This is a genomic window from Streptococcus sp. CCUG 71758 (assembly GCF_011714815.1).
In the GTDB taxonomy this organism is placed as follows: Bacteria; Bacillota; Bacilli; order Lactobacillales; family Streptococcaceae; genus Streptococcus; species Streptococcus halitosis.
Map to the genome: position 1 here is coordinate 222226 of NZ_RXXO01000002.1, position 22321 is coordinate 244546.

A 22321-nucleotide genomic window follows, 5' to 3' on the forward strand; every position below is an offset into this window, starting at 1 on the left:
GAGGTTATCATGGATATTAGACAAGTTACGGAAACCATTGCCATGATCGAAGAGCAGAACTTCGATATCAGAACCATCACCATGGGGATTTCCCTTTTGGACTGTATTGATCCAGATATTGAACGTGCTGCTGAAAAAATTTACCAAAAAATTACTACTAAAGCTGCAAATCTAGTGGCTGTAGGAGATGAAATTGCTGCAGAACTTGGTATTCCTATTGTCAATAAACGGGTATCGGTGACTCCGATTTCCTTGATTGGTGCTGCGACTGATGCGACGGACTATGTCGTTTTGGCAAAGGCTCTTGACAAGGCTGCCAAGGAGATTGGTGTTGACTTTATCGGTGGATTCTCAGCTTTGGTACAAAAAGGCTACCAAAAAGGAGATGAAATTCTCATCAATTCTATCCCACGCGCTCTAGCTGAGACAGACAAGGTTTGTTCGTCTGTTAATATTGGCTCAACCAAGTCAGGTATCAACATGACTGCGGTTGCAGATATGGGACGTATCATCAAGGAGACAGCGAACTTATCAGATATGGGAGCGGCTAAGTTGGTCGTATTTGCTAACGCTGTTGAGGACAATCCTTTTATGGCAGGGGCCTTCCATGGTGTTGGGGAAGCAGATGTTATCATCAATGTCGGGGTTTCAGGTCCTGGTGTTGTCAAACGCGCCTTGGAGAAAGTTCGTGGTCAGAGTTTTGATGTAGTAGCGGAAACAGTCAAGAAAACAGCCTTCAAGATTACTCGTATCGGTCAGCTGGTCGGTCAAATGGCGAGCGAACGCCTTGAAGTTGACTTTGGGATTGTAGACCTAAGTTTGGCACCAACTCCTGCAGTTGGAGACTCTGTGGCACGTGTCCTTGAGGAAATGGGATTAGAAACAGTTGGTACGCATGGGACGACGGCTGCCCTCGCTCTTTTGAATGACCAAGTTAAGAAGGGTGGAGTGATGGCTTGTAACCAAGTCGGTGGCTTGTCAGGTGCTTTTATCCCCGTTTCTGAAGATGAGGGGATGATTGCTGCGGTGCAAAATGGCTCTCTGAATTTAGAGAAACTAGAAGCCATGACAGCTATCTGTTCTGTTGGACTGGATATGATTGCCATTCCAGAAGATACGCCTGCTGAAACCATTGCAGCTATGATTGCGGATGAGGCGGCCATCGGTGTTATTAACATGAAAACAACGGCTGTCCGTATTATTCCAAAAGGCAAAGAAGGCGATATGATTGAGTTTGGTGGCTTGCTAGGAACAGCTCCAGTGATGAAAGTTAACGGGGCTTCGTCTGTTGATTTCATCTCTCGCGGTGGCCAAATTCCTGCGCCAATCCATAGTTTTAAAAATTAATAAAAAGTGAGAGGATTTAAGTTGAGTTTAAGGATGACGGTGTATACTATAATCATTAAATAAAGACCTCCTAACTTTATTTAATAGAAATCCTAAACTTTTTCATAATAATCTCCTAGGGAAGCTACCATGAGGGTAGCTTTTCTTTTGGATAATTTACAAATGTTGGCTTTGCTTTTGAAAGCCGAATATTTCTTTGATCCATGATATAATAGAAGAAATGGAGGATAGAAAATGTCTAAAGTAAGATTGTACTTGGTCCGTCATGGGAAAACGATGTTTAACACGATTGGACGTGCACAAGGATGGAGTGATACGCCTCTAACCGCAGAAGGTGAGTTGGGAATCCATGAACTGGGAATTGGCTTGAGAGAGTCTGGTTTACAATTTGACCGCGCTTATTCCAGTGATTCAGGGCGCACCATTCAAACTATGGGAATTATCCTAGAAGAACTTGGTTTGGAGGGAAAAATCCCTTACCGCATGGACAAGCGCATCAGAGAGTGGTGCTTTGGTAGTTTTGATGGGGCCTATGATGGGGACCTCTTTATGGGCTTGATTCCGAGAATTTTCAATGTAGACCATGTTCATCAGTTGTCCTATGCGGAGCTAGCAGAAGGTCTAGTTGAGGTTGATACTGCAGGCTGGGCTGAAGGTTGGGAAAAACTCAGTGGTCGAATCAAGGAAGGCTTTGAAGCGATTGCCAAAGAAATGGAAGAACAAGGTGGGGGCAATGCTCTCGTCGTAAGCCATGGAATGACCATTGGGACCATTGTTTATTTGATTAATGGTATGCATCCGCATGGCCTCGATAATGGTAGCGTGACGATTCTTGAATATGAGGACGGTCAGTTTAGCGTTGAGGTTGTTGGTGACCGTAGTTATCGAGAGCTAGGACGTGAGAAGATGGAAGAAATAAAAAATTGATAGAAGTTAGCTCCGATTAGGAGCTAATTTTTTTCCTGTTAAATAAGGTGGATTTGCGACTCAGTATTTCTTGTTATCCAAGTCTAAAAGAACATTTCTCGTCTTTCAAATTCCCCTAAAAATGGTATAATAGTAACATCATAAAATTGGAGAGAGACCATGAGTTTTTACAATCATAAAGAAATTGAGCCTAAGTGGCAGGGCTACTGGGCAGAACATCATACATTTAAGACAGGAACAGATGCATCAAAACCGAAGTTTTATGCTCTCGATATGTTCCCATATCCTTCAGGAGCTGGATTGCACGTAGGACACCCAGAAGGTTATACAGCAACGGATATCCTCAGCCGTTACAAACGTGCGCAAGGATACAACGTCCTTCACCCAATGGGATGGGATGCCTTTGGTTTGCCAGCTGAGCAGTATGCTATGGATACGGGGAATGACCCAGCTGACTTTACAGCGGAAAACATTGCCAACTTTAAACGCCAAATCAATGCGCTTGGATTCTCTTACGACTGGGACCGTGAAGTCAACACAACAGATCCAAACTACTATAAGTGGACGCAATGGATTTTCACTAAGCTTTACGAAAAAGGCTTGGCCTATGAAGCCGAAGTGCCTGTAAACTGGGTTGAAGAGTTGGGAACAGCTATCGCAAACGAAGAAGTCCTTCCTGACGGAACGTCTGAGCGTGGAGGCTATCCAGTTGTCCGCAAACCGATGCGCCAATGGATGCTTAAAATCACGGCCTATGCAGAGCGCTTGCTTAATGACTTGGATGAGTTGGATTGGCCAGAGTCTATCAAGGAAATGCAACGTAACTGGATTGGGAAATCAACTGGTGCTAATGTCACTTTTAAAGTGAAAGGGACTGACAAGGAATTTACCGTCTTTACTACTCGTCCTGATACGCTTTTCGGTGCGACCTTCACAGTCTTGGCTCCTGAGCATGACTTGGTAGATGCCATCACAACAGCTGAACAAGCTGAGGCTGTAGCGGACTACAAACACCAAGCTAGTCTCAAGTCTGACTTGGCTCGTACAGACCTTGCCAAGGAAAAAACAGGGGTTTGGACGGGCGCTTATGCCATCAACCCTGTCAATGGCAAGGAAATTCCAATCTGGATTGCCGACTATGTTCTTGCGAGCTATGGTACAGGTGCAGTAATGGCTGTTCCAGCCCACGACCAACGTGACTGGGAATTTGCCAAACAATTTGACCTCCCAATCGTAGAAGTACTTGAAGGTGGAAACGTAGCAGAAGCTGCCTACACAGAAGATGGTCTTCATGTCAATTCAGACTTCCTAGATGGCCTTAACAAAGAAGACGCTATTGCTAAGATTGTGGCTTGGTTGGAAGAGAAAGGTTGTGGACAAGAGAAGGTGACTTACCGTCTCCGTGATTGGCTCTTTAGCCGTCAACGTTACTGGGGTGAGCCAATTCCAATCATTCATTGGGAAGATGGAACTTCAACAGCTGTCCCTGAAAATGAATTGCCACTTGTCTTGCCTGTAACCAAGGACATTCGCCCTTCAGGTACTGGGGAGAGTCCATTGGCTAACTTGACTGACTGGTTGGAAGTAACTCGTGAAGATGGCGTCAAAGGTCGTCGTGAAACCAACACCATGCCACAATGGGCAGGTTCGAGTTGGTACTACCTCCGCTATATCGACCCACATAACACAGAAAAATTGGCTGATGAGGACCTCCTCAAACAATGGTTGCCAGTAGATATCTATGTGGGTGGTGCAGAGCATGCTGTACTTCACTTGCTTTATGCTCGTTTCTGGCACAAATTCCTCTATGACCTCGGTGTTGTTCCGACTAAGGAACCATTCCAAAAACTCTTTAACCAAGGAATGATTTTGGGAACAAGCTACCGTGACCACCGTGGAGCTCTTGTAGCGACTGATAAGGTTGAAAAACGTGACGGTTCTTTCTTCCATGTGGAAACAGGAGAAGAGTTGGAGCAAGCGCCAGCTAAGATGTCTAAATCGCTCAAGAACGTTGTCAACCCAGACGATGTGGTGGAACAATACGGTGCCGATACCCTTCGTGTTTATGAAATGTTCATGGGGCCGCTGGATGCATCTATCGCTTGGAGCGAAGAAGGGTTAGAAGGCAGCCGTAAATTCTTAGACCGTGTTTATCGTTTGATTACAAGTAAAGAAATCACTGCGGAAAACAATGGTGCTCTTGACAAGGTTTACAATGAAACAGTTAAATCTGTCACTGAGCAAATCGAGTCCATGAAATTCAATACAGCCATTGCCCAACTTATGGTCTTTGTCAACGCTGCTAATAAGGAAGACAAACTCTATGTGGACTACGCCAAAGGCTTTATCCAATTGATCGCCCCATTTGCACCTCACTTGGCAGAAGAACTCTGGCAAACTGTTGCAGCAACAGGTGAGTCCATCTCTTACGTGGCTTGGCCAACATGGGACGAAAGCAAATTAGTTGAAGATGAAATCGAAATCGTCGTCCAAATCAAAGGTAAAGTCCGTGCCAAATTGATGGTCGCTAAAGACCTGTCACGTGAAGAATTGCAAGAAATCGCTCTAGCGGATGAAAAAGTTAAAGCGGAGATTGACGGTAAGGAAATCGTGAAGGTGATTGCGGTACCTAACAAACTCGTTAATATCGTCGTTAAATAACGAGTTTATTAGCCCTATCTGCCACCTTCAATAGTCCACTGGACTATTGAAGCCAACCAAACTCGTTAATATCGTTGTGAAATAAGATAGGAATCCTTCAGAGTAGAATCTGGAGGATTTTTAAATTGGATTATGCTATAATAGTCCCAACTAAGATAAAAACACAGTTCTGGTTGGTAGTCCAGACGTAGGCAAGCCTATCAGTAACCTTCCTCCTTGGTTGTCCATTCTTAGGGATAGATTTAAGGAGGTGCTGTCGTGGAAATCGTTTCAATTGGCTTGACAGTTTATTTTAAAGATGGATTTTGGCATGGATTGTTTGAACAAGAGTATGAGGGAACTTATCAAGTTTGTCGTGTGACATTTGGTCAGGAACCAAAAGAGGATGAAATTTTGAGACTTTTACAGACTCAGTTTGCTCGGTTATCTTTTAGTCCAGAGGCGACAGTTAAACAGCATGTGAAGATTAAGAATCCGAAGCGTCTGCAGCGAGCTGTAAAGAAACAGGTGAAGCAGAAAGTTTCTTCTAAGTCACAAGAGCTTTTACAGTTGCAGTACGAGGAACGAAAAAAGCATTCAAAACAACAGTCCAGTCTCCAAAAGCAATTGCTCAAGCAAGAGAAATTTGAACGCAAACATCAAAAACGTAGAGAGAAGCACAAGGGTCACTAGTGACTCTCTCTTTCATAAAATAGAACAGCTCTTCTTGGATAACAAGAGCTGTTTTTGCTTGTATTGAAGATTTCTTTCCTAATAGATAGACTTATCGTTAATGGCAGTTTCAAATTCAGGACCATACTTGCTTACTTCAAATTTAATCCTGCCCCATTCAGCATTTTCATTTTACTAGAAGGGAGTGTGTGCTATGATTTCTGATTCATTTTTTATTGTTTGGTTTAGCGAGAACAATACTATTGACTCTTGGATTTTTCTGCCGGATGCTATAAAACACCTCTTTTATAGCACATGTTTAAAAATATAATGTGTGGTTGTAAGTGATTTTAAACTTCCTCTAGTGATTCGATAGGAGAAAAACGGTTGCAGTCTGCTCTACTTTAATTTAACCCCCATTATTTTACCACTTGGCCTTTCATTTTAACTGCTTATCTCAAAAGTCGATTTTTCTTTCATTCTTTTTGTTAAACTAGTGTGGTTAAGAGGAGGAAAAAATATGATTTTACAAGCGAAACATTTGACTAAACGGTACGGCAATCATATGGCTGTCGATGATATTCAGTTAGAGTTTGAAAAAGGAAGTTTCAATGCTATTTTGGGACCCAATGGTGCAGGGAAATCAACCACCATTTCCATGTTAATCGGTTTGAAAAAGCCGACACAAGGTCAGATTCGATATGCGCCAAATACGAAAATCGGAGTTGTTTTTCAAGCTAGTGTACTGGATGAGATGTTGACGGTTAGGGAAAATCTCACGATTCGTGCTCAACAGTATAAGGAGATTGCGGCAAGTCGTGTGGATGATTTGATTCATCAATTGAGTTTGACTGCTTTCCAGAAACAACTATATGGGACTTTGTCAGGTGGGCAAAAACGTCGGGTTGATATTGCGCGTGCTCTTCTTTCGCGACCAGATATTCTTTTCTTGGATGAACCAACGACAGGTCTTGATATTCAAACTCGCAAATCCATCTGGGATCTACTGTATCGACTACAAAAGGATGAAGGGATGACTATTATCTTAACGACTCATTATCTGGATGAAGCAGATGAAGCGGATCAGATCTATATCGTTGATCATGGGAAAGTGATTGCGCAAGGTTCTGCGACTGCTATTAAAAGTCAGTATGCATCTAATATTCTAAAAATTCGTTTTAAGGAAATGAAGGATCTAGAAAAATTGCTACAGACTGGAATGACAGTCGAGGAAGAAAATGAGATGGAATATCTTTTTTATCCAAGGACGTCACAGGAGGCCATTGAATATTTGACAAAAGTTCGAGAAGAAATTGATTCTTTTGAGTTTCGTCCGGGTACTATGGATGATGCCTTTATTGCACTTACAGGAAGAGAGGTTCGCTAATGTTAGCTTTATTGAAACGGAATTTTATCTTATATTTTCGTAATCGTTCGGGAGTATTTTTCTCATTATTGGGGGCATTGATTTCCTTCCTCCTTTATATCATTTTTTTGCAGAAGAACTTAACGGATGCTTGGTCTCAACTCCCTGATAATACGAACCTTTTAAACAACTGGCTGATGGGTGGGACCTTGGCTGTGACTGGGATTACAACCAGTTTTACGGCTCTTACACAAATGGTACAGGATCGTGAAAATCAAGTAGATCAAGATCTCTTCTTGACAGATTTAGGTAGCTGGGGCTTACAGGCGTCCTATCTAATCAGCAGTATTATCATTTCTTTTGTCATGCAGGTGTTTATGTTTGCTGTTATGAGCCTTTATTTTAAAGAAAGTCCAGTTATCAGCCATTTACCGGAAATCGCTTTGATTATGTTATTAAGCAGTCTGATTTCAAGTTTGGTAAATGTTCTCTTGATTTACCGTTTTCAATCTGTAGATAGCCTTGGCAAACTGGCAACGATAGTGGGAACTGCCTCTGGATTTTTAGTAGGAACTTATATCCCCATTGGAGTATTACCTGATTCTGCACAGCTTTTCATGAAATGTACCCCTGCAACTTATATTGCCTCTCTCTATCGACAAGTCTTGATGAAAGAGCGGTTAGAGACCGCATTTTCAGGAAATAACAGTCTGTTACAGGAATTTCAAGAAAAAATGGGAATCCAAATCAACTGGCAAGAACTATTGACAAAGGAAGAAACATACTTTATAGTGGTTATTATCAGTCTCGTCGCTATTCTTCTTTGGATGTTATTTGTTAAAGTGTTTAGCAAGAGAAAATAAAGATGTATTGGAGAGAAAATGAAGATTCGTTTTGAAATGAAGACAGAGTTTTCAGAAAAAGACCCACACATTTTAATTCAGGCAGCTCAGTTAACCGACCAAGCAAGAGAGGTCATGGAGTATTTAGAACAATTTTCAACGACTAATCAGGTGGTCATTCCTATTCGAACGGATGATCATCTGGTTATGGTGAAAATTGAGGATCTTATTCTAGCAGATATCGATAAAAATTTGTTGACCATTTATACGGTAGATGGGATTTATAAAACTAAGGAAACATTGACAAACTTTCAGAATCGGGTTAACCGACGTAACTTTATACAGATATCACGTCATTCAATTATAAACATTGACCATCTAGAGTCATTATCGGATAGCTTTTCAGGGAACATGATGGCTAAGATGACTCGGGGTATCAAATCGAGTGTGAGTCGGAAATACGTTAAGTCCTTAATGGATTATCTAGGTTTATAGGAGAAAATCATGAAGCGATTGATTGCTTATTTTGTATCGGGAATGCGTACGGCCTCCTTTGTTTATTTGAGTTTGGTGTTATTGGCTCAGTTTTATTCAGGTATTACCTATCCCACACCAACGACAAAAAATATTCTAGCTTTGTTTTTGATGAGCGGAATTATGGGGGTATTGACCTTAATCCTTGAAAGGCTAGAGTTTCTTGCTTATAGTATGCGTGTAGGAGTTCATTTGTTAGCGACAGCTACTATTTTAGTATTGACCTACCTATTTTTTGGCTGGGGTTCAGCCTTGTTGAGTCCCTTGCTTTGGTTCTTTTTCTTATTAATTTATGGACTGATATGGTTGTACCAGATCTGGCAAACTCACAAGCTCACCCAACGAATTAATCAGGCCTTAGAAGATAAAAGAAAGAAAACGAATCACTAATGTAGTGTTGAGGATGAGGTTTGAGGAGAGTGCTAGTTTCCATATAGAGCAAATTATGATATAGTATTTTCAGCGTAAAGCAAGGAGAAAAACGATGCCAGTAAATGAATATGGTCAGATAATTGGTGAGTCAATGGAAGGTTATACTCCAGGAGAATTGCCTTCCATTGATTTCTTAGAAGGGCGCTACGCTCGGATAGAGGCTCTTTCGGTGGAAAAGCATGCGGAGGATTTATTAGCTGTTTATGGTCCAGGTACTCCTCGGGAGATGTGGACCTACCTCTTTCAGGAACCAGTGGCAGATATGGAGGAACTGGTTAGCCTTTTAAATCAGATGTTGGCTCGTAAGGATCGCTTTTACTATGCGATTGTAGACAAGGCAACTGGTAAGGCCTTGGGAACTTTTTCTCTCATGCGCATTGACCAGAATAACCGAGTAATAGAAGTGGGTGCCGTCACTTTTTCTCCAGAGCTCAGGGGAACACGTATAGGGACAGAGGCTCAGTATCTCCTAGCGCGATATGTTTTTGAGGAGCTTAACTATCGTCGCTACGAATGGAAATGTGATTCTCTAAATATCCCATCAAGACGAGCTGCGGAGCGTTTGGGCTTTGTCTATGAAGGAACCTTCCGTCAGGCAGTCGTTTATAAGGGGCGTACGAGGGATACGGATTGGCTCTCTATGATTGATAAGGACTGGCCTCAAGTCAAAGCTCGTTTGGAAGCATGGCTGGCTCCTGAAAATTTTGATAAAAATGGACGGCAGTACAAGAGCTTAAGAGAATTCTGAGAGGTATTGAGATGATGACTATTAGAAGGCAAGAAATTGTCAAGCTAGAGGATGTTTTGCATCTCTATCAGGCAGTTGGATGGACAAATTATACCCATCAACCTCAGATGTTGAAGAAAGCCTTGTCTCACTCATTAGCGATTTATCTGGCACTTGATGGCGATGCCGTGGTGGGCTTGGTCCGTTTGGTCGGAGATGGTTTTTCATCGATTTTTGTCCAGGATTTGATCGTTTTGCCTAGCTATCAGCGCCAAGGGATTGGTAGCGACTTGATGAAAGAGGCTTTAGGTGACTTCAAAGATGCCTATCAAGTCCAACTAGTGACCGAACAGACAGAAAAAACCTTGGGATTCTATCGTTCTCTGGGATTTGAAACCTTATCTACTTATGATTGTACAGGAATGATTTGGGTGGATCGAAAAAGATAAAAAAATTATTTTTTCTTAAGTAAAGTTTAAGCCTTTTCCTGTATTATATAATCATTAAATAAAGACCTCCTAACTTTATTTAATGAAATCCTAAACTTTTCTTTTTCATCATAATCTCCTAAAGAAGTCACCCAATCAGGTGGCTTTTTTGTTTGAAAAAACTCCTTAGAAAAGACTAAGGAGAAAGAATTATGTTTTCTTTTTAAGTTGTTGATTTCGATACTGTCTAGGTGTTAGGTGATAGTGTTGCTTAAATTGACGGTTGAAGTTTGAAAGGTTGGTGAAACCAACCTGGCTTGCAATTTCTTGAATGCTGAGGTTGGTTTGGACGAGTTTCTCACAGGATTTTTCAAGACGTAACTGGAGCAGGTAGTCCATACAACTGGCTCCAGTATGTTGCTTGAAAATACTCATAAAGTGATTTTTACTATATCCAAATGTTGCAGCTAGTTGCTCAATATGAATGGGTTCTGAGTAATGCTGTTCAAGGTAGCAAATCACTTCTTTTAGTTTTTGGTATTTTTGGTAGGTATCATCTGTATAGTGTCGATTGACGTATCTATACTTAAAGAGAAGATGAAGCAATTCGTATAGTTTAGATTTTATGAGTAGATCGTAGTATATGCCTTTTTCTTCAAGGATAGAAAAGAGGGAAAGAAGGCAGGATTGAATTTGATCATAGGCCTTATCGCCTGGTGATATTTGAGGAGTAAGGCAAAAGTGACCAGAGTGGAGGGGTTGGATATAGCGTTGGCTAAAGCTGTCAATTTGACTTCTCCCAAGATAATCTAGATGAATTCGAAAGCTGGTAGAAAATAGTTCTTGATCTTTGTGAGAATAGATAGCATGGAGAGAGGTCGGTTGGATAAGAAAAATATCTCCTTCACGACTTTCAAAGCGTTCAGAGTTGATATGAACGATGGCAGAACCCTTTGTAACATAAATAATCTCTAGCTCAGGATGACAATGATAGATTGTGTCAGGAGATGTTTTGGATAAGATTTGTTTTTCAAAATCATATGGGAAGTCAGATGGGTTATCTCGTAAGAAACGTGAACGGTCTGCCATGGTAAATCCTCCCAATGTACTATTACTACTTTTATTATACCAAAAAAACTTCCTTATCTAGGAAGTTCTCTTTTTTTAGCCTTTTTTCTTCATATAGAGGAGGTTAAGGAGAAGCCCAACAGCTGCGAGAGCGATAGCCACATAAAAAGCTACACTATAATTTCCATCATTAGCCATTGCCATTTGAACAGCGACTCTGGGAGCAAAAAATGCTGCTAAAGAATATCCAGTGAAGACGATACCGTAGTTGACCCCTTGATTTGCAGGACCGTAATTTTCCATGACGATAGATGGGAAAACCCCCCATAACACCACCAAAGCAGATACCAAGCCCAATAATTCCTATGGTAAACCCGAATTGACCAGGAACGATTGTTAGGGAGAATAAAGCTAGGACAATGACAGAATAAATAATCAATAAGGTCTTTGAACGGCCGATTTTATCAGAAAGTGATCCCCAGATAAAACGACCACTAGAGTTTGCGATTGAATAAAGAGAGACATAGAGAGCTGCAGTGCCTGCAGAGAGTCCAAACATTGATTGACCGATTGGTGATGCCTGAGAGGCAATCATCAAACCAGAAAAGGCACCAACAAAGAACATGCTAATGATAATGTAAAACAGAGGACTTTGTAGCATTTGTTTCCAGTTTTTATTAGTAGATCCTTGCTTAGTTTGTACTGGAGCTTTCCAGCCTGCTGGTTGGTAGCCAATTGGAGCTGCCTTGATAAAGAAAATTGCACAGATGATAACAACTATATAGACTAGCCCAATTGTACGAAAAGCAAAGAAGGCATCTTGTTGTTGAATGAGATTGCTCGCGACTGGGGAAGCGATGACTGCGGCAAATCCCATGCCACCTGTCAGAATTCCAGAGGCTAAGCTACGTTTATCAGGGAAGAGGCGAAGTGAATTGGAGAGGGCACCCGAATAGGCAAAACCTTGACCAAGCCCAGCCATTAATCCATAAGTCAAATAAAGCATGGCTGGTGAATTGGCATAGCCGGTTAAGTAAAATCCGCTAGCAAATAGGAGAGCGCCGAGGGGGATGGTCCATTTTACATAACCTTTGTCAACTAAATAACCTCCGAGAATCATGGGGATAGGGCCGATTGCAGAGTTGATAGCAAATGCTAACATAATATCAGACATGGACCAGCCTGTTGAACTGCTAAGTGGTCCGGCAAAAACAGAAAAGGAATAGACGGCACCTGTGCAAAGAAGAATGGCTGTAGACGCGACTAAAATCCTCCAACGATTGAATGTCTCTTTCATAAAAACATCCTCCTTAAATGTATATTTTTTCACCAAGACTATATCATAGTTAAGGAAGCTGGTCAATAGTTTAAGAAGATATTTTGTTAATTTTTTCACGAACTTGTACTAAAGTACGATAATCTGATAGAATAACACGGTCTTTATTATCAAGGATTTACAAGATTTTCTAAAGTAGTATAATGAAAGTAGATTAAATAAATGAAAGGGGTACCAAGATGAAACTAGTTGCTATCGTTGGAACCAATTCAGATCGCTCAACCAATCGGAAACTCTTGAAATTTATGCAAAAGCACTTTTCGGATAAAGCCGACATTGAGGTATTGGAAATCAAACAATTGCCAGCATTTAACGAACCTGAGGACAAGCAAGCGCCAGCTGAAGTTCAAGCTTTTTCAGAAAAAATTCTTGCCGCAGATGGTGTGATTATTTCAACACCTGAGTACGACCACACGATACCAGCTCCTTTGGCCTCTGCTTTGGAGTGGATTGCTTATACCAGTCGTGCTTTGGTTAACAAACCAACTATGATTGTCGGTGCTTCTCTTGGCTTGCTAGGAACATCTAGAGCGCAGGCACATTTACGTCAGATTTTAGATGCGCCGGAGCTTAAAGCGAGAGTTATGCCTGGTACGAAGTTCTTTCTAGGTCATTCTGAGCAAGTCCTAGATGATGAGTGTCATTTGAACAATCCTGAAAAGGTTGCAGAACTAGAAGAACATTTTTCAGAGTTTCAAAATTTTGTTGAATTAACAAAAGCTTTAGTCAAACCAGAAGATACAAATCGTAAGAAATCTTTCATTTGGGAAGAATGGTTGAAAGCATAGGTATTTCAAGAAAGGAGAACAATCCATGAAATTAGTAGCTATTGTTGGGACTAATGCAAAAAAATCCTATAATCGCAACCTGTTGCAATTTATGAAAAGACATTTTGCTCAGAAAGCGGATATTGAGATTTTAGAGATAACAGATGTACCAATGTTCAATGAAACAGATGATCAAACAGATACACCTATTATTCAGAAGTTTAATCAAGCTATTTCAGAAGCTGATGGTGTCATTATCTCGACACCCGAGCACAATCATACGATTCCATCAAGTTTGAATAGCTTGCTCGAGTGGTTATCTTTTAACATTCATCCACTAGACGGAAAGCCGACAATGATTGTCGGAGCTTCTTACGATATTCAAGGTTCTTCACGTGCACAACTTCATCTTCGTCAGATTCTGGATGCTCCTGGGGTAAATGCAACAGTTATGCCAGGTAGTGAGTTTTTACTTGGTCGAGCGCATCGAGCATTTGATGATAATGGAGATTTGATTGATGAGCGAACCGTTGATTTCCTAGATAGTTGTTTTTATCGCTTCCTTCGCTTTGTATCTGTTGCAAACCAACTAAATCTTCCTGAAGAAGTCCGCTTTGAACCGGGGACTTACCATGTTACAACTGAAGGCCATAATGGTAAATTGCCGATGGATGTCACAGTTTCTGAAGGCCGTATTGAAAAAATTGAAATCGATTCTTCTGGAGAATCTTCAGGAATCGCAGATGTCGTCTTTACCCGTATTCCAGCAGAAATCATTGAGGGGCAAACATTAAATGTCGATGCGGTGTCAGGAGCTTCTGTGACTTCAAATGGTGTTTTAGATGGAGTTGCGCGTGCAGTCAAACAAGCTGGTGCAAATCCAGATGTTTTACGCAAGCGTTCAAAAGCAGCATCTGCCCTAGATAAAGAAGATAAGACCTATCAGGCAGACGTTGTCATCGTCGGAGGTGGAGGAGCTGGTTTAGCTGCGGCTGCAGCAGTCTTACAAGCGGGTAAGAAGCCAATTGTTGTTGAGAAATTTCCTGCAATTGGAGGAAATACTGTTCGTGCAGGTGGTCCAATGAATGCACCAGATCCAGCATGGCAAGGAACCTTCGCAGCTCATCCAGGTGAGGCACATACGCTTCAAGAATTGATTGCGATAGATGAATCAACGATTGACCCAGAATATCTAGAGGACTTTAGAGCCTTGAAAGTTGAGGTTGAGCAGTATTTGCAGAATCCAAACTATTTGTTTGACTCTACATTACTTTACCGTATCCAAACCTATATCGGTGGGAAACGAAAAGATTTACAAGGAAATGAAATTCATGGCCAATACGATTTAGTATCTGTTTTAACCGAACGGGCCCTAGAGTCTGTTCGTTGGTTGGAAGACATTGGTGTTGAATTTGTTCGTAGCGAAGTGACAATGCCAGTTGGAGCCCTTTGGCGTCGTGGTCATAAGCCGGTTCAACCAATGGGGTATGCCTTTATATCCGTCTTACAAAAATATGTTCTAGAAAATGGAGGCAAAATCTTGACTGACTCTCCAGTTAAAGAATTGCTTGTAAAAGACGGAGCTGTCAAGGGTGTCAGAGCAGAAGGCCGAAACGGTCAAACCATCATTGTCAATTCAGATGCTGTTGTTCTAGCTTCTGGAGGATTTGGTGCCAATACCAAGATGCTACAAAAATACAATACCTACTGGACTGAAATTGCAGATGATATTGCCACATCTAATACACCAGCTGTAACAGGGGATGGTATTCTTTTAGGTCAAAGTGTAGGTGCAGATTTGGTAGGTATGGGCTTTAGTCAAATGATGCCAGTATCCGATCCAGTGACAGGAGCTCTCTTCTCAGGACTTCAAGTTCCTCCAGCTAACTTCATCATGGTAAATACTCAAGGGAAGCGATTTGTAGATGAGTACGGTAGCCGAGACAAGCTATCTCAAGCGGCGATTGATAATGGAGGCTTGTTCTACTTGATTGCGGATGACCGCATCAAGGCAACAGCCTACAATACTAGCCAAGAAAAAATCGATGCCCAAGTCAAGGCAGGAACTCTCTATCGTGCAGATACGATAGAAGAGTTGGCGGTTCAGATTGGTATGGATCCACAAGTTCTAGTGGAAACGATTAAGAATTACAATTCCTATGTAGATGCAGGTTTTGATCCTGAGTTTAATAAAGGTAGTTTTGATCTCAAGTGTGAGGTTGCGCCATTTTACGCAACACCGAGAAAACCGGCCGTTCACCATACAATGGGTGGACTCAAGATTGATACTTCAACACACGTTTTGAACGAAAACGGTCAGATTATTCCTGGTTTGTATGCTGCCGGAGAAGTCGCAGGTGGACTCCATGCAGGTAACCGTCTAGGAGGAAATTCGCTTACGGATATCTTTACTTTTGGACGTATTGCAGGTCAAACAGCTGTTCAAGAAAATTGTTAGTAATGGATTTAAAAATTAAGGGAATTTTAAGTCTCCTTGTGTATTATATAATCATTAAATAAAGACCTCCTAATACTCTTCGAAAATCTCATCAACCTTCGTTAGAGTCGACTTAGCTAACCATAGTTATGCTTGCGTCTATCTGCCTAGTCTGATTTCGATTTTCATTGAGTACCCTTTATTTAATGAAATCCTAAACTTTTCTTTTTCATAATAATCTCCCTAAAGAAGTCACCCAATCAGGTGGCTTTTTTGTTTGTAGGCTGGATTTTTGATATAATAGAGCCATGAGTAGAATTTTAGATAATGAAATCATGGGGGATGAGGAGTTGGTAGAACGTACCCTCCGTCCTCAGTTTTTACGTGAATATATTGGGCAGGACAAGGTCAAGGACCAGCTACAAATCTTTATCGAAGCTGCCAAAATGCGGGATGAAGCACTGGACCATGTACTCTTATTTGGGCCTCCAGGTTTGGGGAAAACGACCATGGCCTTTGTTATTGCCAATGAACTGGGAGTCAATCTCAAGCAAACGTCTGGTCCTGTCATTGAAAAAGCGGGTGACTTGGTAGCGATTTTGAATGATTTGGAGCCTGGAGACGTTCTCTTTATTGACGAGATTCATCGCTTGCCCATGTCGGTGGAAGAGGTGCTTTATAGTGCCATGGAAGACTTCTACATTGATATCATGATTGGTGCTGGTGAAGGCAGTCGCAGTGTTCATTTGGACTTGCCACCATTCACCTTGATTGGTGCAACGACAAGGGCGGGGATGCTTTCAAATCCTCTACGGGCACGTTTTGGGATTACAGGTCATATGGAATACTATGCCCACGCTGACTTGACAGAGATTGTTGAGCGGACGGCAGATATTTTTGAGATGGAAATCACCCACGAGGCGGCTGCTGAGCTGGCCTTGCGTAGTCGAGGAACTCCTCGTATCGCCAATCGTCTCCTTAAGCGCGTGCGCGATTTTGCCCAGATTATGGGGGATGGATTAATCGATGATGTCATTACTGATAAGGCCTTGACCATGCTAGATGTAGACCGTGAAGGATTAGACTATGTGGACCAGAAAATCCTTCGTACCATGATTGAGATGTACGGTGGTGGTCCAGTCGGGCTGGGAACCCTTTCTGTTAATATTGCCGAGGAGCGTGAGACGGTGGAGGACATGTACGAACCTTACCTGATCCAGAAAGGCTTTATCATGCGGACACGGTCTGGACGGGTTGCAACGGCTAAGGCCTACGAGCATTTGGGCTATGAGTATAGTGAAAAATAAGCAAGAAATCCTAGATAGTGTTAGAAAAAATCCTGATATGACGGCTATTCTGATCATCATCCGTAACCTTGGATTGAAAGACTCTTGGTTGGCAGCGGGTTCTGTCAGAAATTTTATCTGGAATCTCTTGTCAGACAAATCGCCTTTTGACAGTGAGACGGATGTGGATGTGATTTTCTTTGATCTAGATGTTTCTTATGAGGAAACAGTATCTCTAGAGAAAAAGCTGAGAGAAGATTTTCCTCAGTACCAGTGGGAGTTGAAAAATCAAGTCTATATGCACCAGCACAGTCCCCACACTGCGCCTTACACGAGTTCTCGTGATGCTATGAGTAAATATCCCGAACGCTGTACGGCGATAGGGCTTCGCTTGCATGCCGACGCAACTTTAGAGCTCTTTGCGCCCTATGGTTTAGAGGATATTTTAAAGTTTCAAGTTTCCCCAACTCCTCATTTCTTAGAGAATGAAGACCGAATGAAGCTCTATCAAGAACGCTTGTCCAAGAAAAATTGGCAAGAAAAATGGAAAAATCTAACTTTCTCAAAAAACTTAAGAAAAATTTAAGTTAGGGACGGTATACTAGGTTCATAAGTTAAGAGGAACTTAACTTAAACTCCTAAAACTTTTTCATAATAATCTCCCTATAAAATTAAGTCGCCCAATCAGGTGGCTTATTTTTTGTTACTTACAAGTAATGATAGTAACTTAGCAATAGAAGAAAATAGGGAAGTATGGTATAATAAAACGATAGATTTTTGAATGGGAATAAGATTATGTTTGGATTTTTTAAGAAAGATAAAGCTGTAGAAGTTGAGGTTCCAAGACAGGTTCCTAATCATATTGGCATCATCATGGATGGGAATGGCCGCTGGGCTAAAAAACGGATGCAACCACGGGTTTTCGGACACAAGGCAGGGATGGAATCCCTTCAAAAGGTGACCAAGGCAGCCAACAAACTGGGCGTTAAGGTTATTACGGTCTATGCTTTTTCAACGGAGAACTGGACACGTCCAGATCAGGAAGTCAAGTTTATCATGAACTTACCAGTCGAGTTTTATGATAACTATGTTCCTGAATTGCATGCAAATAACGTTAAAATTCAAATGATTGGGGAGATGGACCGTCTGCCTAAGCCGACTTTTGAAGCTTTGACAAAAGCAGAGGAATTGACCAAGAACAATACGGGTTTGATTCTTAATTTTGCCCTTAACTATGGTGGACGTGCAGAGATTACACAGGCTGTTAAGCTGATTTCTCAGGATGTATTAGATGCGAAAATCAATCTAGGTGATATCACAGAGGAATTGATTGGCAACTATCTCTTCACCCAACATTTGCCTAAGGATGTGCGAGATCCAGATTTGATTATTCGTACCAGTGGAGAATTACGCTTGAGCAATTTCCTTCCATGGCAGGGGGCGTATAGTGAGCTCTATTTTACGGATACCTTGTGGCCTGATTTTGACGAGGAAGCTCTACAGGAAGCAATTCTTGCCTATAATCGTCGTCATCGCCGATTTGGAGGAGTTTAGGAGAAAATATGACCAAGGATTTACAAGAGAGAACACTATTTGCTGGACTGGCTCTGGTTATCTTCCTTCCCGTCTTGTTTGTTGGCGGGCTCTTGTTGCAGATAGGAATTGGATTGATAGCTATGCTGGCTGTTCATGAACTCCTGCACATGAAGGGGCTAAAGACCATGACCATCGAGGGCGCCTTGACCCTCTTTGCGACCTTTGCCCTCACAGTCCCCTTAGAAAATTACCTAACTTTTTTGCCTGTTGATGGGAATGTGGTTGCCTACAGTGTTTTGATTACAATTATGTTAGGGACGACAGTTTTCAGTAAAAGCTATACGATTGAAGATGCTGCCTTTCCGATTGCTGTGAGTTTTTATGTTGGTTTTGGCTTCAATGCCTTACTAGATGCTCGTATAGCTGGATTTGATAAGGTTCTTCTGGCTCTCTTTATCGTTTGGGCGACAGATAGTGCAGCTTATCTGACGGGGGTGAATTTTGGCAAGCATAAGTTAGCTCCGAGAGTTTCTCCTAATAAGAGTATTGAGGGCTTTGTTGGGGGTATTCTAGGTGCGGTACTGATAACAGTACTCTTCATGCTAGTGGACAGTACAGTTGCTCTTCCCTATGGAATTTATAGGATGAGTCTTTTTGCCGCCTTCTTCAGTGTGGCAGGTCAGTTTGGTGACTTGATTGAGAGTGCCATGAAACGCCATTTTGGTGTCAAGGATTCTGGAAAATTTATCCCTGGACATGGCGGTGTGTTGGATCGCTTTGACAGCATGCTGATTGTATTTCCAATGATGCACTTATTTGGCCTGTTTTAAAGAAAGGAAGATTGAATGATTGGATTGCTAACCTTTATCCTCGTTTTTGGGATTATCGTGGTGGTGCATGAGTTTGGACATTTTTATTTTGCCAAGAAATCAGGCATTTTAGTCCGTGAGTTTGCTATTGGTATGGGCCCCAAGATTTTTGCCCATATTGGTAAGGACGGCACTGCTTATACCATTCGGATCCTTCCTTTAGGAGGGTATGTTCGTATGGCTGGTTGGGGTGATGATGCGACGGAGATCAAGACAGGAACCCCGGTCAGTTTAACACTTGCAGAGGATGGTAAGGTTAAACGGATCAATCTATCAGGGAAGAAACTGGATCAAACGGCTCTTCCTATGCAGGTAACCCAGTTTGATTTTGAAGATAAGCTCTTTATCAAGGGTTTGGTCCTGGAAGAAGAAAAGACCTTTGTAGTGGATCACGATGCAACAGTTGTTGAGGCAGATGGAACCGAAGTGCGTATCGCTCCTCTGGATGTACAGTACCAAAATGCTTCCATCTGGGGCAAGCTCATCACCAACTTTGCAGGTCCTATGAATAACTTTATCTTAGGTGTTGTTGTTTTTTGGATCTTGATCTTTTTGCAAGGCGGTGTTAGAGATACTCAGACCAATCTCTTTCATGTCATGCCAGAGGGAGCTTTGGCTAAGGTGGGCGTAGCTGAGATCGCTCAAATTACCAAGGTTGGCTCGCATGAGGTTAAAAATTGGCAAGACTTAACCCAGGCTGTGGAGGCAGATACCAAGGACAAGACCGCTCCGACCTTGGATGTGACCATTTCCGAAAATGGTAGTGAAAAACAAGTCACGGTGACTCCAGAAGAAAATCAAGGACGTTACATTCTCGGGGTTCAACCAGGGGTCAAGTCAGACTTTCTATCCATGTTTGTTGGTGGATTTACGACAGCTGCTGACTCTGGGCTTCGCATCCTTTCGGCTCTGAAAAACTTGATTTTCCATCCAGATTTGAACAAACTCGGTGGTCCCGTTGCCATCTTTAAGGCAAGTAGTGATGCTGCTAAAAATGGTCTTGAGAATGTCCTCTACTTCCTAGCTATGATTTCCATCAATATCGGGATTTTTAACTTGATTCCTATCCCGGCTTTGGATGGTGGAAAGATTGTGCTCAATATCCTAGAGGCTATCCGCCGGAAACCCCTTAAACAAGAAATTGAAACCTATGTCACCATGGCTGGTGTAGTTATCATGGTTGTCTTGATGCTAGCTGTGACCTGGAATGACATTATGCGACTCTTCTTTTAGATAATCGAGGAATATTATGAAACAAAGTAAAATGCTAATCCCAACGCTTCGCGAAATGCCAAGCGATGCTCAAGTTATCAGCCACGCCCTTATGTTGCGTGCTGGTTATGTTCGTCAAGTTTCTGCTGGTGTTTATTCTTACCTACCACTCGCTAACCGTGTGATTGAAAAGGCTAAGAATATCATGCGCCAAGAGTTTGATAAGATTGGTGCTGTTGAGATGTTGGCTCCTGCCCTTCTCAGTGCCGATCTCTGGCGCGAATCAGGTCGTTATGAAACCTATGGTGAAGACCTTTATAAACTGAAAAATCGTGAAAAGTCAGACTTTATCCTAGGTCCGACACACGAAGAAACTTTTACAGCTATTGTTCGTGACTCTGTGAAATCTTACAAGCAATTGCCACTTAACCTTTACCAAATCCAACCGAAATACCGTGATGAAAAACGTCCACGTAACGGACTTCTCCGTACACGTGAGTTTATCATGAAAGATGGTTATAGTTTCCATGCTAATTACGATAGTTTGGATGTGACTTATGATGAGTACAAGGCAGCCTACGAACGTATTTTCACTCGTAGTGGCTTGGACTTCAAGGCCATCATCGGTGATGGTGGCGCCATGGGTGGTAAGGATAGCCAAGAATTTATGGCCATCACACCAGCCCGTACAGACCTCGACCGCTGGGTTGTTTTAGACAAATCAGTTGCCTCATTTGATGAAATTCCTGCAGAAGTGCAAGAAGAAATCAAGTCAGAATTGCTCAAATGGATGGTTTCTGGTGAGGATACCATTGCTTACTCAAGTGAGTCTGGATATGCAGCTAACTTAGAAATGGCAACAAACGAGTACAAACCAAGCAACCGTGTTGTTACCGAAGAAGAAGTGACTCGTGTTGCAACACCAGATGTTAAATCAATCGATGAAGTGGCAGCCTTCCTTAACGTGCCAGAAGAGCAAACCATCAAAACCCTCTTCTACACGGCAGATGGGGAGCTTGTTGCAGCCCTTCTAGTTGGAAATGACCAGCTTAACGAAGTCAAGTTGAAAAATCACTTGGGAGCAGATTTCTTTGATGTTGCGAGCGAGGAAGAAGTCGCAAGTGTCGTCCCAGCAGACTTTGGTTCACTAGGACCAGTTGGTTTGCCAGAAAATGTGAAAATCATTGCAGACCGCAAGGTGCAAGATGTTCGCAATGCTGTTGTGGGGGCTAACGAAGATGGTTACCACTTGACGGGTGTGAACCCAGGTCGTGACTTTACTGCAGAATATGTAGACATTCGCGAAGTTCGTGAGGGTGAAATTTCACCAGACGGACAAGGTGTTCTTAACTTTGCGCGTGGTATCGAAATTGGGCACATCTTCAAACTCGGAACTCGTTACTCAGCAAGCATGGGAGCAGATGTCTTGGATGAAAATGGTCGTGCTGTGCCAATCATCATGGGATGTTACGGTATTGGTGTTAGCCGTCTCCTCTCAGCCGTTATAGAGCAACACGCTCGCCTCTTTGTTAACAAAACGCCAAAAGGTGAATACCGTTACGCTTGGGGGGTTAACTTCCCTAAAGAATTGGCACCATTTGATGTGCACTTGATCACTGTCAATGTCAAAGATGAAGAAGCGCAAGCCTTGACAGAAAAACTTGAATCCAACTTGATGGAAGCTGGTTACGAAGTCTTGACAGATGACCGTAACGAACGTGTCGGAGTGAAGTTTAGCGACAGCGACTTGATTGGGTTGCCGATTCGCATTACTGTTGGGAAGAAAGCAGCCGATGGCATTGTAGAAGTTAAGATTAAGGCGACTGGTGACACCATCGAAGTTCACGCAGACAACTTGCTCGAAACGCTTGAAATCCTTAGTAAGAAATAAAAAC

Annotated in this window: 19 protein-coding genes and 1 pseudogene; 18 read left to right on the forward strand and 2 right to left on the reverse strand. The window is 42.1% G+C overall.

The annotated features are described in order from the left end of the window. Nucleotides 1-9: 9 nt before the first annotated feature. The 10 genes from EKB01_RS04655 to EKB01_RS04700 all read left to right on the forward strand — a co-directional run bounded on the left by EKB01_RS04655 (nucleotide 10) and on the right by EKB01_RS04700 (nucleotide 9936). The gene (locus EKB01_RS04655; RefSeq protein ID WP_167265812.1) at nucleotides 10-1347 is read left to right on the forward strand and encodes a PFL family protein; all 1338 of its coding nucleotides are present in this window, start codon (nucleotides 10-12) and stop codon (nucleotides 1345-1347) included. A gap of 234 nt (nucleotides 1348-1581) precedes the next feature. Continuing rightward, the gene (locus EKB01_RS04660; RefSeq protein WP_000049278.1) at nucleotides 1582-2274 is read left to right on the forward strand and encodes a histidine phosphatase family protein; all 693 of its coding nucleotides are present in this window, start codon (nucleotides 1582-1584) and stop codon (nucleotides 2272-2274) included. A 159-nt stretch (nucleotides 2275-2433) separates the two neighbouring features. Next, nucleotides 2434-4935 (forward strand): leucine--tRNA ligase, encoded by a 2502-nt coding sequence (leuS, locus tag EKB01_RS04665; protein ID WP_109289605.1) that lies wholly within the window; start codon nucleotides 2434-2436, stop codon nucleotides 4933-4935. A 258-nt stretch (nucleotides 4936-5193) separates the two neighbouring features. Further along, nucleotides 5194-5607: a YjdF family protein gene (locus EKB01_RS04670; RefSeq protein WP_109289606.1), complete on the forward strand. Its 414-nt coding sequence runs from the start codon at nucleotides 5194-5196 to the stop codon at nucleotides 5605-5607. 499 nt (nucleotides 5608-6106) lie between these two features. Beyond that, the gene (locus EKB01_RS04675; RefSeq protein ID WP_109289607.1) at nucleotides 6107-6973 is read left to right on the forward strand and encodes an ABC transporter ATP-binding protein; all 867 of its coding nucleotides are present in this window, start codon (nucleotides 6107-6109) and stop codon (nucleotides 6971-6973) included. Continuing rightward, the gene (locus tag EKB01_RS04680) at nucleotides 6973-7815 is read left to right on the forward strand and encodes an ABC transporter permease (protein ID WP_061418345.1); all 843 of its coding nucleotides are present in this window, start codon (nucleotides 6973-6975) and stop codon (nucleotides 7813-7815) included. Before EKB01_RS04675 ends, EKB01_RS04680 begins: the two co-directional genes overlap by 1 nt. 18 nt (nucleotides 7816-7833) lie before the next feature. Then, entirely contained in the window at nucleotides 7834-8289 is a 456-nt protein-coding gene (locus EKB01_RS04685; RefSeq protein ID WP_000701940.1) for a LytTR family DNA-binding domain-containing protein, read from the forward strand. Nucleotides 8290-8298: 9 nt separating this feature from the next. Continuing rightward, a complete protein-coding gene (locus EKB01_RS04690) occupies nucleotides 8299-8718 on the forward strand; it encodes a DUF3021 domain-containing protein (RefSeq protein ID WP_000825488.1) in 420 nt (139 codons plus the stop codon). Between the two features lie 94 nt (nucleotides 8719-8812). Beyond that, entirely contained in the window at nucleotides 8813-9508 is a 696-nt protein-coding gene (locus EKB01_RS04695) for a GNAT family protein (protein ID WP_033605849.1), read from the forward strand. An 11-nt stretch (nucleotides 9509-9519) separates the two neighbouring features. Further along, nucleotides 9520-9936 (forward strand): GNAT family N-acetyltransferase, encoded by a 417-nt coding sequence (locus tag EKB01_RS04700; RefSeq protein ID WP_057488806.1) that lies wholly within the window; start codon nucleotides 9520-9522, stop codon nucleotides 9934-9936. 189 nt (nucleotides 9937-10125) lie between these two features. Here the strand turns inward: EKB01_RS04700 and EKB01_RS04705 are convergent, their stop codons facing one another. Beyond that, nucleotides 10126-11004, reverse strand: coding sequence for an AraC family transcriptional regulator (locus EKB01_RS04705; RefSeq protein ID WP_000785201.1), 879 nt, complete (start codon nucleotides 11002-11004; stop codon nucleotides 10126-10128). A 75-nt stretch (nucleotides 11005-11079) separates the two neighbouring features. Further along, a pseudogene (locus tag EKB01_RS04710) lies at nucleotides 11080-12280 on the reverse strand (OFA family MFS transporter). 218 nt (nucleotides 12281-12498) lie between these two features. Between EKB01_RS04710 and EKB01_RS04715 the strand changes: the two are divergent. From EKB01_RS04715 to EKB01_RS04750, 8 genes are all read left to right on the forward strand, one after another. Beyond that, a complete protein-coding gene (locus EKB01_RS04715) occupies nucleotides 12499-13107 on the forward strand; it encodes an NADPH-dependent FMN reductase (RefSeq protein WP_167265814.1) in 609 nt (202 codons plus the stop codon). A gap of 25 nt (nucleotides 13108-13132) precedes the next feature. Further along, nucleotides 13133-15544, forward strand: a complete 2412-nt coding sequence (locus EKB01_RS04720) for a flavocytochrome c (RefSeq protein ID WP_167265816.1) — start codon at nucleotides 13133-13135, stop codon at nucleotides 15542-15544. Nucleotides 15545-15831: 287 nt separating this feature from the next. Further along, on the forward strand, nucleotides 15832-16830 hold the full coding sequence (gene ruvB, locus EKB01_RS04725; protein ID WP_279586242.1) for a Holliday junction branch migration DNA helicase RuvB: 999 nt from the start codon (nucleotides 15832-15834) through the stop codon (nucleotides 16828-16830). Next, complete coding sequence (locus EKB01_RS04730; protein ID WP_167265818.1) at nucleotides 16811-17395, forward strand: nucleotidyltransferase family protein; 585 nt, start codon at nucleotides 16811-16813, stop codon at nucleotides 17393-17395. Before ruvB ends, EKB01_RS04730 begins: the two co-directional genes overlap by 20 nt. 209 nt (nucleotides 17396-17604) lie before the next feature. Then, nucleotides 17605-18363 carry an isoprenyl transferase gene (locus EKB01_RS04735; protein WP_167265820.1) on the forward strand — a complete coding sequence of 253 codons (759 nt, stop codon included), beginning with the start codon at nucleotides 17605-17607 and terminating at the stop codon, nucleotides 18361-18363. 8 nt (nucleotides 18364-18371) lie between these two features. After that, nucleotides 18372-19175, forward strand: a complete 804-nt coding sequence (locus EKB01_RS04740; RefSeq protein ID WP_167265822.1) for a phosphatidate cytidylyltransferase — start codon at nucleotides 18372-18374, stop codon at nucleotides 19173-19175. A 15-nt stretch (nucleotides 19176-19190) separates the two neighbouring features. Further along, nucleotides 19191-20447 (forward strand): RIP metalloprotease RseP, encoded by a 1257-nt coding sequence (rseP, locus tag EKB01_RS04745; RefSeq protein WP_167265824.1) that lies wholly within the window; start codon nucleotides 19191-19193, stop codon nucleotides 20445-20447. A gap of 16 nt (nucleotides 20448-20463) precedes the next feature. After that, on the forward strand, nucleotides 20464-22317 hold the full coding sequence (locus EKB01_RS04750; protein ID WP_167265826.1) for a proline--tRNA ligase: 1854 nt from the start codon (nucleotides 20464-20466) through the stop codon (nucleotides 22315-22317). The last annotated feature ends 4 nt before the right edge of the window (nucleotides 22318-22321 follow it).